The following is a 13209-nucleotide window of genomic DNA, read 5'->3' as shown; positions in this document are numbered from 1 at the left end:
ACTTTATGCAAATGTAATCAAACAAACATAAAGGCGAGCAAAAACCCGCCTTTATGAGAATTTTTATTTAACTTTCTCTTTTTCCTTTTTGGTTTTTTTACGGCTATTGTTGTTATTTTCTTCCATTTCTTCTTTCAACCCTACCATTAGTTTTTGATACTTTCTAAAGCCCGTACCCGCAGGAATCAGATGACCTACTATCACATTTTCTTTCAAACCAAGTAAATCATCTTTTTTACCACGGATAGCCGCTTCGCTAAGCACTTTGGTAGTTTCTTGGAATGAAGCCGCAGAAATGAAGCTATCAGTATCCAAAGAGGCTTGTGTAATACCTTGTAGTGTAGGTTGCGATACCGCAGGTTGGGCATCACGAACTTTTACAAGTTTTTTATCCTGACGGCGAAGTATGGAATTTTCGTCTCGCAATTCACGAGCCGTAATAGGTTGTCCAGGACGGAATTTAGCCGATGCTCCTGCATCTTCTACAATTTTCAGATCCATAATTCTGTCGTTTTCTTCACGGAAAGCCCATTTATCTACCACTTGTCCGGGCAAGAAATCAGTATCTCCGGGGTCAATGACTTCTACTTTTTGCATCATTTGCCTTACAATCACTTCAATATGCTTATCATTGATTTTCACCCCTTGCAAACGATACACTTCTTGAATTTCGTTTACCAAATATTCTTGCACTGCGGTAGGTCCTTTGATAGCCAAAATATCGCTTGGCGTGATAGCCCCATCAGAGAGAGGCATACCTGCACGCACAAAATCGCCATCTTGAACTAAAATATGCTTTGAAAGAGGCACCATATATTTCTTAATGACCCCATCTTTGGACTCAATGATAATCTCACGATTACCACGTTTCACTGCTCCATAGGTAACTACTCCATCAATAGCACTTACAATAGCAGGATTAGAAGGATTGCGAGCTTCAAAGAGTTCTGTTACACGTGGCAAACCACCTGTAATATCACGTGTTTTACCAATTGCTCTTGGAATTTTAGCAAGCACCTGTCCTGCCTTGATAGTTTTTCCTTCTTCTACGGCAAGTCTTGCACCTACGGGAATATTGTAAGTTTTGGGCTCACCTTTGCTTGGCTTAATCACCAAAGCAGGGTTTTTGGTTTTATCTTTGGTTTCAATAATAACCTTTTCACGGAAACCTGTTTGCTCATCAGCTTCTTCTTTGTACGTAATGCCTTCTTCAATAGCTTCATACTCTACGGTACCCGCTACTTCCGAAATTATTACCGCATTGTAAGGATCCCATTCGCAAAGTACCTGCCCTTTTTCTACCATATCCCCTTTTTTCACTTTCAGCACTGCTCCATAAGGCATATGGTTAGAAATAAGCACTTTGCCCGATTTAGGTTCAATCACCTTCACCTCTGATGAACGTGTAATAACGATTTCAATAGGATTACCGTCGTTATCAGTAGATTTCACGGTACGTAGGTTCTCAAAATCTATTTCACCTGCAAACTTAGCTTTTACAGAAGCATCAACCGCAATATTAGATGCCGCACCCCCCACGTGGAAAGTACGCAAAGTAAGCTGTGTTCCGGGCTCACCGATAGATTGAGCGGCAATAACCCCTACGGCTTCACCATTATCTACCAAGCGTCCTGTGGCAAGATTTCTACCATAACATTTCTGACAAACCCCTTTACGTGTTTCACAAGTAAGCACTGAACGAATTTCTACTTCTTCAATACTGGTTTGAGAGATACGCTCTGCAATGGCTTCGGTAATTTCCTCTCCCGATGCTACAATGAGTTCATCGGTAAGCGGGTCATAGACATCGTGAAGCGATACCCTTCCCAAAATACGCTCTGCAAGAGGTTCTACAATATCCTCGTTATCTTTGAGTGCTGAAACCGTAATGCCTCTCAAAGTACCGCAATCCTCTTCGGTAATAATCACGTCTTGGGCAACATCTACCAAACGACGAGTGAGGTAACCCGCATCAGCGGTTTTAAGAGCAGTATCTGCCAGACCTTTTCTTGCACCGTGTGTTGAAATAAAGTATTCCAGAACGTCCAGACCTTCTTTGAAATTAGAAAGAATAGGGTTTTCAATAATTTCTCCTGCTGAACCTTGTACGTTTTTTTGAGGCTTTGCCATAAGTCCCCGCATACCACCAAGCTGACGGATTTGCTCTTTTGAACCTCTCGCTCCTGAATCCATCATCATAAACACAGAGTTGAAACCCTCTTTGTCGTTGGTCATATCTTCAATGAGCTTGCGAGTGAGTTCATTATTGACACGCGTCCAAGTATCAATCACTTGGTTATAGCGTTCATTGTCCGTAATGAAGCCCATCATATAGTTATTGCGAATTTCCTCAATTTCGCCTTTGGCTTTGGCAATGAGTTTATCTTTATCTTTGGGGATAAGAATATCGTTCAAACCGATAGAAAGCCCACCTTTGAAAGCCGAACGGAAGCCCAAGTCTTTAATATCGTCAAGGAATTTCGCAGTTTTTGCCATTCCTGCGATTTTGAATACCAAGCCAATAGCTTGCTGGATTTTCTTTTTGGTGAGCAATTCGTTGATAAAACCTACTTCTTCGGGTACGCACCAATGATTGAAAAGCACTCTACCTGCTACGGTATCAATGATTTTTTCCACTAGTTCATCACCTTCACGTACTTTGGTTTTCACCTTGATGAAAGCGTGAGGCGATAGTTGTCCTTCATCAACGGCAATTACAACTTCTTCGGCACTATAAAACACTTTACCTTCACCTTTATCGCCTTTTCTACCTTTGGTTATGTAGTATAGTCCCAAAACCATATCTTGTGAAGGTACGGTAATAGGAGCCCCATTGGCAGGGTTCAAGATGTTATGCGAAGCAAGCATAAGTAAAGAGGCTTCCAAAATAGCTTCTTGCCCCAATGGAACGTGTACCGCCATTTGGTCTCCATCAAAGTCAGCGTTGAATGCCGTACAAACCAAAGGGTGCAACTGAATAGCTTTACCCTCTATAAGTTTGGGCTGGAAAGCCTGAATACCCAAGCGGTGAAGCGTAGGAGCACGGTTCAAAAGAACGGGGTGTCCTTTGAGAACATTTTCTAAAATATCCCAAATAACGGGGTCTTTTCTATCAACAATTTTTTTAGCCGACTTAACGGTCTTTACGATACCTCTTTCAATGAGCTTGCGAATAATAAAGGGTTTGAATAGCTCTGCCGCCATATCTTTGGGAAGCCCGCACTCGTGAAGTTTTAGCTCAGGACCTACCACAATTACAGAACGTCCTGAATAATCCACACGCTTACCCAAAAGGTTCTGACGGAAACGCCCTTGCTTTCCTTTGAGCATATCTGAAAGCGATTTCAAAGCACGGTTTCCATCAGCACGTACCGCATTCACTTTACGAGAGTTATCAAAGAGGCTATCTACGGCTTCTTGGAGCATACGCTTTTCGTTGCGAAGAATCACCTCAGGAGCTTTAATCTCCATTAAACGCTTCAAACGATTGTTACGAATAATCACTCGGCGGTAGAGGTCGTTGAGGTCAGAGGTAGCAAAGCGACCGCCATCCAAAGGCACTAATGGACGTAATTCGGGTGGAATCACAGGCACCATACGAATAATCATCCATTCGGGCTTGTTTTCAATTTTAGATTCTTGAAAAGCACGTACTACTTTCAAACGCTTCAAAGCCTCTGCTTTGCGTTGTTGAGAGTTATCAGTAGCGGCTTGATGACGAAGTTCGTAAGCAAGTTTATCTAAACCCGTAGGGCTACCGGGTATTTCATTGCCTTGTGCATCTTTTTCTCTTTCAGAAAGACGCTTCAGAAGCATTTCCAAAGCCTCTGCTCCCATTTTGGCAATAAACTTATTAGGGTCTTCATCAGGCAAAAGCTGATTTTCGCGGGGCAATTTATCTAAAATATCCAGATATTCGTCCTCGGTAAGGAAGTCTAAATAATTGCTACCATTTCTATTTTCCTCGGCAACAATACCGGGCTGAACCACTACATAACGCTCGTAGTAAATGATTTGGTCAAGTTTTTTGGCAGGAAGCCCTAAAAGATAACCTATTTTATTGGGTAATGAGCGAAAATACCAGATGTGAGCCACAGGTACTACCAACTCAATATGTCCCATACGCTCACGGCGAACTTTCTTTTCTGTTACTTCTACACCACAGCGGTCGCAAATAATTCCCTTGTAACGAATACGCTTATATTTACCACAATGACACTCATAGTCCTTCACGGGTCCGAAAATACGCTCACAGAAAAGCCCTCCCATTTCGGGTTTATAGCTTCTGTAATTGATAGTTTCGGGTTGGGTAACTTCCCCATAAGAACTTTCCAAAATAGACTCTGGCGAAGCCAAACTGATAGTGATTGAATTGAAATCACTGGAAAGTTTTTTGTTTTTTTTCAAAGACATAGATGTATGCTTTTAGAAGTTCAAGGGTTCAAGATTTGAAGGTTTGAGGTTTAATGAAAGCCTCAAACCCTGATTAGTTCAAAGTAATTTCTAATGCCAAACCACGCAATTCGTGAACAAGCACATTGAAAGATTCAGGAATGTTGGGTTTGGGTAAGAGTTCTCCTTTTACAATAGCTTCATAAGTTTTTGCTCTACCAATTACATCATCGGACTTCACGGTAAGGATTTCTTGCAATATGTGCGAAGCACCAAATGCCTCAATTGCCCAAACCTCCATTTCACCGAAACGCTGACCACCAAATTGAGCCTTACCGCCCAAAGGCTGTTGGGTAATGAGTGAATAAGGTCCAATAGAACGAGCGTGCATCTTATCATCAACAAGGTGTCCGAGTTTGAGCATATAAATCACTCCTACGGTTACAGGCTGGGTAAATCTTTCACCCGTTAAGCCATCGTAAAGGTATGTTCTACCATACTCGGGTAAGCCTGCTTTTTTAAGCTCATTCAAAACATTTTCTTCTTTTGCTCCGTCAAAAATAGGGGTTGCGTATTTTACACCAAGTTTTTCACCTGCCCAGCCCAAAATGGTTTCATAGATTTGTCCAATGTTCATACGCGAAGGTACTCCCAAAGGATTGAGTACAATATCCACAGGCGTACCATCTTCCAAGAAAGGCATATCTTCTTCGGCAACGATTTTAGCCACCACCCCTTTATTTCCGTGGCGACCTGCCATTTTATCCCCTACTTTCAGTTTGCGTTTTTTGGCAATATACACTTTGGCAAGTTTCACAATACCCGCTGGCAATTCATCGCCGACCTCCATTGCAAAACGCTCACGCTTGAAGTTGCCCGAAATTTCATTGCGTTTTTTGAGGTAATTTTTCACCAAATCTGCCACTAAAGCATTTATTTTGGCATCATTTGTCCAATTTTCAATTACTACATCAGCAATCAGGTTTACTTCTTCAGGAACGTTGTAACTGCTCTCGTCGCGATAAGGGTTATTATCGGGGAATAAGTTTTTTTCAATGTTAGTTCTGTTGAACTTTGTACCTTTGGATATTAGTTCATCACCAAATTTATGTTTTACCCCTTGCGAAGTTTTACCTTCCAAAATAGTGGCAAGTTTGTTAATCATTTCCTCACGCAATTTTTTCAACTCTTTGCCATAGTTTTGCATAAGCGTTTTGACATCATCTTTGGAACGCTTGCGTAAGTCTTTATCTTTGCGAGGGCGTGAAAAGAGTTTGGTATCAATTACAACACCTTTTACCGAAGGAGGAACACGCAAAGAAGCATCTTTTACATCTCCTGCTTTATCACCGAAAATAGCACGCAAAAGTTTCTCTTCGGGAGTAGGGTCAGTTTCACCTTTGGGAGTGATTTTTCCTACTAGAATATCACCCTCACGCACTTCTGTACCTACTGCTACGATACCGTTTTCATCAAGGTGGCGAATCGCATCTTCGCTTACATTCGGAATTTCAGAAGTAAGTTCTTCTTCGCCACGTTTGGTATCGCGTACCTCCATTTCAAACTCTTCGATATGGATAGAAGTAAACCAATCTTCTTTTACTACTTTTTCAGAAATCACAATAGCGTCCTCAAAGTTGTACCCTTGCCAAGGCATAAAAGCCACTTTGAGGTTTCTACCCAAAGCCAATTCCCCGCCTTGTGTAGCATATCCTTCGCAGAGAGGTTGTCCTTTGGTTACTTTTTCGCCTACACGCACGGTAGGTACGAGATTGATACAAGTATCTTGGTTAGTGCGTCTGAATTTAGTCAGATAGTAAGTTCTTGTATCGCCATCGAAAGATGTAAGCAATTCATCTTCGGTAAATTCGTAGCGAATAACAATTTTAGTGGCATCAACATATTCTACCACACCATCTTTTTCGGCAAGAATAAGCGTACGCGAATCCAAAGCTACACGCTTTTCTAAACCCGTTCCTACGATAGGAGCTTGGGGTTTGAGTAAAGGCACTGCCTGACGTTGCATATTAGAACCCATCAAGGCACGGTTGGCATCATCGTGCTCAAGGAAAGGAATAAGCGAAGCGGCAACCGAAACAATTTGGTTAGGAGCAACGTCCATATAAGCTACTTCTTCGGGAGCAACCATAGGGAAATCACCCTCATAACGAACTTTTACAGCATCCACCAAGAAATTACCTTCATCATCTATTTTGGCATTGGCTTGGGCAATGTGCTGTCCATCTTCTTCTTCTGCTGAAAGGAATACAACATCTTTAATATCTAATTTGCCTCCTTTTACTCTGAAATAGGGCGTTTCAATAAAGCCCATTGAATTGACTTTGGCGTGTACGCAAAGCGAGGAAATCAGACCAATGTTTGGACCTTCAGGGGTTTCAATGGTACAAAGCCTTCCGTAGTGTGTGTAATGTACGTCGCGGACTTCAAATCCTGCTCTTTCTCGGGAAAGACCACCTGGACCCAAAGCAGACATTCTGCGTTTGTGTGTAATTTCTGCCAACGGGTTGGTTTGGTCCATAAATTGAGAAAGTTGGTTTGTTCCAAAGAAAGAATTGATAACCGAAGACAAAGTACGTGCATTGATTAAATCCACAGGCTTAAAGTCTTCATTATCTCTTACGTTCATTCTTTCTTTGATAGTACGAGCCATACGGGCAAGTCCTACCCCAAATTGAGCATACAATTGCTCACCTACGGTACGCACACGACGATTAGAAAGGTGGTCAATATCATCAACTACGGCTTTGGAGTTGATAAGCCCAATGAGATATTTCACAATACTGATAATATCTTCGCGTGTAAGCACGCGAGTCTCCATAGGAATATCTAATGAAAGTTTTTTGTTCATTCGGTATCTACCCACATCACCCAAATCATAACGTTTATCCGAAAAGAACAAATTATGTATAATTTCGCGAGCAGTTTGCTCATCAGGAGCTTCTGTATTACGCAACTGACGATAAATTTGCTCAACAGCCTCTTTTTCAGAGTTACAATTATCTTTTTGTAGTGTATTGTAAATAATTTGATAGTCTGCAATATTGATTTCTTCGCGATGCAAGATAATGGAAGTCGCTCCCGAACTCATAATTACATCAATATCTTCCTCGCGAATTACGGAATCACGCTCCAAAAGCACCTCATTGCGGTCAATAGAAACAACTTCTCCTGTATCCTCATCTACAAAGTCTTCTGTCCAAGAACGTAATACACGAGCGGCAAGGCGTCTGCCAACAGCTTTTTTAAGGGTTTTGTTATTAACTTGTATTTCTTCGGAAAGTCCAAAAATATCTAAAATTTCTTTATCCGTTCCATAACCAATAGCACGCAAAAGCGTAGTAACGGGAAATTTCTTTTTTCTATCAATGTAAGCATACATTACATTATTGACATCAGTCGCAAACTCAATCCAAGAGCCTTTGAAAGGAATAATACGAGCTGAATAGAGTTTGGTGCCGTTGGTATGTTTGCTCATTGCAAAAAATACACCCGGCGAACGATGCAACTGCGAAACAATCACTCTTTCAGCACCATTGATGATGAAAGAGCCTTTTTCAGTCATATAAGGGATATTACCCAAAAATACTTCTTGGTCAATGGGTTCAAAATCTTCGTTGTCTTCATCGTTGCAAGAAAGCCTTAATTTTGCCTTCAAAGGAACAGAATAGGTGAGTCCTCTATCAATACACTCCTCAACAGAATATTTGGGAGGATCTATGGTGTAATCAATAAACTCTAATACAAAATTTTCGCGAGAGTCGCTGATTGGGAAATTTTCCATAAAGACTTTGTAAAGCCCTTCTTTGGCACGGTTTTCAGCGGGGGTTTCCAGTTGGAAAAAGTCGCGAAAAGATTGTAGCTGGATGTCTAGAAAATCGGGATAATCAACAAGGTTCTTAACAGAAGCAAAACTAATTCTTTCAGCCATTGTTCAAGAAGTTTGGGTTAGGAAAATGCTGTAAAGCGAAATAAGTTAAAGTTAAAAGTTTGAGGTTTGAAGTTGAAGGTTTGGTTTTGAAAATACAAGTTTAAAGTTGGAATTTGAACTTTTAAGCCTTCGGTTATTGTAAAAAAAGAATTTTTATTAGCTACAAATGGCAATAGACCTGATTTCCGAATAGCGGAAATTTCAGGTCTGATTGCCCCGCATCACCGAGAGAATTACTTAATTTCTACTTCGGCACCTGCTTCAGTTAATTTTGTTTTGAGAGCCTCAGCTTCATCTTTGGGTACTCCTTCTTTGATAGCTTTAGGAGCCGCATCTACCAAAGCTTTAGCTTCTGTTAGAGGCAAACCAGCAAGGTCTTTTACAAGTTTCACTACATTCAGTTTGTTAGGACCAGCGGCTTTCAAGATTACATCAAAAGAAGTTTTCTCTTCTGCTTTGGCGGCACCAGCATCACCACCCGCAGCGGCGGCAACCATTACAGGAGCACCTGCGGCAGGTTCAATGCCATATTCTTCTTTCAAAATTTTAGCAAGTTCAGTAACTTCTTTTACAGTTAGATTTACAAGTTGTTCTGCTAATGCTTTAACGTCTGCCATAATTTGTATGAATTTAATTTGAAAAACAAGTACAAGGGTTTTTGTAAAAAATTAGGATTTCTTTTCTTCCAATGTTTTGAGAATACCAGCAATTTTGCCGCCCTGACCTTGCAAAGCCCCAATAAGATTTGCCATAGGTGATTGCAACAAGCCGATAACTTCTCCCAAAAGTTCAGCCTTAGATTTGACATTGCAAAGAGCCTCTAATTGGTGGTCGCCGATATAAAGCGAAGTATCAATAGAAGCACCTTTGATGATAGGTTTTTCAGTGTTATTTTTCTTTCTGAAATCCTTGATTAGGCGAGCAGGCTTATTACCTGTATCAGAAAACATTACACCTGAATAACCTTTCAAAACTTTTTCATCTACAAAAGGCTGATAGTCTGTATCCAAAGCCTCTAATGCTTTCTTGATAAGCGAGTTTTTCACTACTCGGTACTCAATTTGAGCATTGAAGCAGGCTCTACGCAAGTCGTTGTCCTTTGCTACTGAAAATCCGCTGGCATCAACGATATAGAAATAAGGAGTATTAGCAAATTTTTCTTTCAACTCCTCAATGATAGCTGTTTTTTCCTCTCTTGTCATTAGATTACAGTAGTTTTATCAATACTAACACCCGGACTCATCGTAGAAGAAAGCGATATAGACTTAATGTAAGTACCTTTTGCAGAAGCAGGCTTGAGCTTTTGCACTACATTGATGAGTTCCATTGCATTTTCAGCAATTTTTTCAGGAGAAAAAGAGATTTTGCCAATGGAAGTGTGAATGATACCTGTTTTATCCACTTTGAAATCAATTTTACCTGCTTTTACTTCCTTGACAGCCTTACCAATCTCCATAGTTACGGTACCAGACTTGGGATTAGGCATCAGTCCGCGAGGACCTAAGATTTTTCCCAAACGTCCAACTTTTGCCATAGCCGTAGGGGTGGTGATAATTACATCAATATCCGTCCAACCACCTTCAATTTTGGTGATATATTCGTCCATACCAACATAGTCGGCACCAGCGGCTTTGGCTTCTTCTTCCTTATCAGGCGGGCAGAGTACAAGTACGCGTACATCTTTTCCTACTCCGTGAGGCAAGGCAACAACCCCTCTCACCATTTGGTCTGACTTACGAGGATCTACGCCAAGGCGAATATCAATATCCACAGAAGCATCAAACTTGGTGAAAGTGATGTCTTTTAAGATTTTTGCCGCATCCACCAAAGAGTAGCTTTTAGTATTATCGTATTTAGCGAGTGCCGCCTTTCTATTTTTCGTGAGTTTTCCCATTGTGTTTGCGGTTTTAGTTGTTGTCCCAAGGAGCTTTGCCTGTTACGGTAATTCCTAAACTGCGGGCTGTACCTGCTACCATACGCATAGCCGATTCAATGGTGAAGCAATTCAAATCGGGCATTTTAATTTCGGCTACTTGCTTGATTTGGTCCCAAGTAACCGAACCGATTTTTTTACGATTAGGCTCTGCCGAACCTGTTTGCTTCTTGAGTAAGTCTTTGAGTAAAACAGCCGTAGGAGGCGTTTTTACGACAAAATCAAAAGACTTATCGGTATAATACGTAATGAGTACAGGTAATACCTGACCTTGCTTGTCTTGGGTACGGGCGTTGAACTGCTTGCAGAACTCCATAATATTGATACCCTTTGAACCCAAAGCAGGTCCGATTGGAGGCGAAGGGTTTGCCTGTCCGCCTTTTACTTGCAGTTTGAGGTATCCTGCTACTTCTTTTGCCATTGTTTTTATATTTTTTTGTTTTTGTTTCGGGCTTGTTGCTAAATGGTTTGGAAGCTAACCTCAACAAGCTGTGCGTAACATTTATATTTATGGAAGCGAGAGGCTTTTGAATATTAAAGATTTTTCCCCTTTCTAATCCAACTTTTCTACCTGCGTATAACTCAACTCCAAAGGGGTACTTCTACCAAAAACTTTCACCATTACGTCTAATTTCTTTCTTTCATCATAAACTTGCTCTACTACGGCATCAAAACCGCTGAAAGGTCCGTCTATTACACGTACGTGTTCGCCCACAATGAAAGAGGCTTCGGTTTTTACTGCACTTTCCTCTTCTTCATCAACTCTACCTAAAATTCTATTTACTTCCGACTGACGCAAAGGGGTTGGCAGTTTGGTATAACCTTTTTTGCCTTGTGTATCTGTTTCATCTTCGCGTGCAGTACCTTCCAAAAATCCTAAAACACCGGGAACATTTTTAAGCGTATGCAAAGCCTCTCCGTGAGAAAGATCGGCATACACTAAAATATATCCGGGAAAGAAAGTTTTTTCTCTTACTCTCTTTTTACCATTGCGAACCTCATACACTTTTTCAGTGGGGATAAGCACCTGTGGTACGTATTCCTGTAATTTTTGGCGAGCAATTTCGTTATCAATATAGCTTTTTACTTTCTTTTCCTGCCCTGCTACTGCTCGCAATACATACCAATTTAGCTTGCTACTCATTGCCAATTCAGTTTATAGAACCTAACTGCTAAAATTACTTGGTACTCTTGTACCACATTTTAAGCCCTTCTTCAAGCCCCTTATCTATCACAAAACCAATAATCAAGGCAAAAATCAAAGACGCCACTAATACCAAAATCGTCTGATTTTGCAAAGTGCTATATTTGAGCCAAGTAACTTTATGCACCAGCTCATCATACGATTCGGCTAAAAAATTTCTTACTTTTGCTACAAAATTTGCCATTTTTTTCTATGTTTGCACGGGTGGAGAGATTCGAACTCCCATCAACGGTTTTGGAGACCGCTATTCTACCCTTGAACTACACCCGTAAAAAGACACTTTTACAAATGGAGTGCAAATATACGGAAAAGAAAATTATTATCCAAAAAAAACTTTACTTTTTTACTAAAATTTCTGCCCATTGCAAATCTTCGGGGGTGGTGATTTTTATATTTTCATAGTTTCCCTCTATCAGGGTAACCGAAAACCCTGCTTGTTCAAACACAGAAGCATCATCTGTAATCAAGGAAGTATCAGGGACTTGCTGAAACGCCTGCCAAATTTTGGCAAGCACAAAAGTTTGGGGCGTTTGGATAAGTCGGAACTGCTCACGAGGTAGGCTTTCGCTTTGTTCTAATGTGTTTTTTAGCCTGCGAATAGAGTCTTTGAGCGGCACCGAAGCCACCGCAGAACCATTTTTCTGTGCTATTTCAAAACTTTTTTCAATGACTTCAGGCTTTACAAATGGACGCACCCCATCGTGAATGGCTACTAAACTTTCCTGCGGAAACTTATTTTCCACTAAAAATTTTAATCCGTTTTTCACGGATTGATAGCGTGTTTCGCCCCCTGTTACCAAATGCCCCTTCAATCTATACTGATGCTTTTCGCAAATGTTCTGCCAAGCCTCAAACTCACTTTGGGGCAATACAAGTACAATTTGCTCACAAATTTTTTCAAAAACTGCAAGTGTGTGCAATAAAATAGGCTTTTCTGCTATTTCTAAAAATTGTTTCGGAATAGAGCTTCCCATTCGCTTTCCGCTTCCGCCCGCTACAATAAGAGCTATTTTCATATAGTTTTGAACCTGTGTAAATCTTGATATTAAGCACAAAAATAACCTTTTTCAAAATAAAAATGCTCTGCAAAAGACAAATTTACACAATCGCAATGGTAATTCATTGAAAAATACCACACATTTATTAAAAAAGTGCAACGTTTGAAAAAAGTTTGAAAAAAGTTTGAAAAAAGTTTGAAAAAAGTTTGAAAAAAGTTTAGGCTTGCTATATCATTGCACCAAGAAATTTTTGAGCTCAAAATTTCGAGTTTTATGTTTCACCTTAAAATTTCAAAAAAATGAAAAATTTGGTTTTTGTCATTTTTCTAGTAACGATTCTGATCGCTTGTAACAAATCTGAAATACAGCCAGATATGAGTAGTTCAGAAAAAAATATGGATAAAAAAATATCTTTGATGTTAAAAGAAAAATATGGAATAAAGGAAATTACTCAAACAATAGATGGTAGCTACATTTTTGTATATGAAAACAGAAATGAATTAGTGGCTATTCCTAATGGAGAAAATAGTTTTATACTCAAAGGTTCAAAATTAGGAAATAAGATAATGAAAATCTACAAATCAAATGAGATATCAGAAATTCCTTAACGTGAATTATAAGTCTAACTTATTGTTTTCAAGGGATTTAAATAAAAAAACTTAGGGTAATTGAAAAAATGATTAACTTTGAGTTGTACTTTTTAAATATTTAATCATATGAGTCAATTACCTCT

The 13209-nt window shown here is 40.0% G+C and carries 10 protein-coding genes and 1 tRNA gene; 1 reads left to right on the top strand and 10 read right to left on the bottom strand.

Annotated features, from left to right (window positions below):
• Positions 1–63: 63 nt before the first annotated feature.
• From rpoC to Rain11_RS05345, 10 genes are all read right to left on the bottom strand, one after another.
• A complete protein-coding gene (gene rpoC, locus Rain11_RS05390; protein WP_101358324.1) occupies positions 64–4413 on the bottom strand; it encodes a DNA-directed RNA polymerase subunit beta' in 4350 nt (1449 codons plus the stop codon).
• A 73-nt stretch (positions 4414–4486) separates the two neighbouring features.
• Entirely contained in the window at positions 4487–8341 is a 3855-nt protein-coding gene (gene rpoB / locus Rain11_RS05385) for a DNA-directed RNA polymerase subunit beta (protein ID WP_101358323.1), read from the bottom strand.
• Between the two features lie 233 nt (positions 8342–8574).
• On the bottom strand, positions 8575–8958 hold the full coding sequence (rplL, locus tag Rain11_RS05380) for a 50S ribosomal protein L7/L12 (protein WP_101358322.1): 384 nt from the start codon (positions 8956–8958) through the stop codon (positions 8575–8577).
• A gap of 51 nt (positions 8959–9009) precedes the next feature.
• The gene (rplJ, locus tag Rain11_RS05375; protein ID WP_101358321.1) at positions 9010–9543 is read right to left on the bottom strand and encodes a 50S ribosomal protein L10; all 534 of its coding nucleotides are present in this window, start codon (positions 9541–9543) and stop codon (positions 9010–9012) included.
• On the bottom strand, positions 9543–10235 hold the full coding sequence (gene rplA, locus Rain11_RS05370) for a 50S ribosomal protein L1 (RefSeq protein WP_101358320.1): 693 nt from the start codon (positions 10233–10235) through the stop codon (positions 9543–9545). Before rplA ends, rplJ begins: the two co-directional genes overlap by 1 nt.
• A 13-nt stretch (positions 10236–10248) precedes the next feature.
• Positions 10249–10695, bottom strand: coding sequence for a 50S ribosomal protein L11 (gene rplK / locus Rain11_RS05365; RefSeq protein ID WP_101358319.1), 447 nt, complete (start codon positions 10693–10695; stop codon positions 10249–10251).
• Positions 10696–10827: 132 nt separating this feature from the next.
• The gene (nusG, locus tag Rain11_RS05360; RefSeq protein WP_101358318.1) at positions 10828–11418 is read right to left on the bottom strand and encodes a transcription termination/antitermination protein NusG; all 591 of its coding nucleotides are present in this window, start codon (positions 11416–11418) and stop codon (positions 10828–10830) included.
• Positions 11419–11452: 34 nt separating this feature from the next.
• Positions 11453–11662 (bottom strand): preprotein translocase subunit SecE, encoded by a 210-nt coding sequence (gene secE / locus Rain11_RS05355; protein ID WP_101358317.1) that lies wholly within the window; start codon positions 11660–11662, stop codon positions 11453–11455.
• A gap of 15 nt (positions 11663–11677) precedes the next feature.
• Positions 11678–11748 (bottom strand) — tRNA-Trp (locus Rain11_RS05350).
• A gap of 65 nt (positions 11749–11813) precedes the next feature.
• On the bottom strand, positions 11814–12494 hold the full coding sequence (locus Rain11_RS05345) for a 2-C-methyl-D-erythritol 4-phosphate cytidylyltransferase (RefSeq protein ID WP_101358316.1): 681 nt from the start codon (positions 12492–12494) through the stop codon (positions 11814–11816).
• Between the two features lie 281 nt (positions 12495–12775).
• Between Rain11_RS05345 and Rain11_RS05335 the strand changes: the two genes are divergently transcribed.
• Positions 12776–13084, top strand: coding sequence for a hypothetical protein (locus Rain11_RS05335; protein WP_101358314.1), 309 nt, complete (start codon positions 12776–12778; stop codon positions 13082–13084).
• Positions 13085–13209 lie beyond the last annotated feature (125 nt).

The sequence above is a fragment of the Raineya orbicola genome (genome assembly GCF_002843425.1).
Lineage (GTDB): Bacteria > Bacteroidota > Bacteroidia > Cytophagales > Thermonemataceae > Raineya > Raineya orbicola.
Note: the sequence above shows the minus strand (reverse complement) of the source record. Positions and strands in the feature narration are given on the sequence as shown.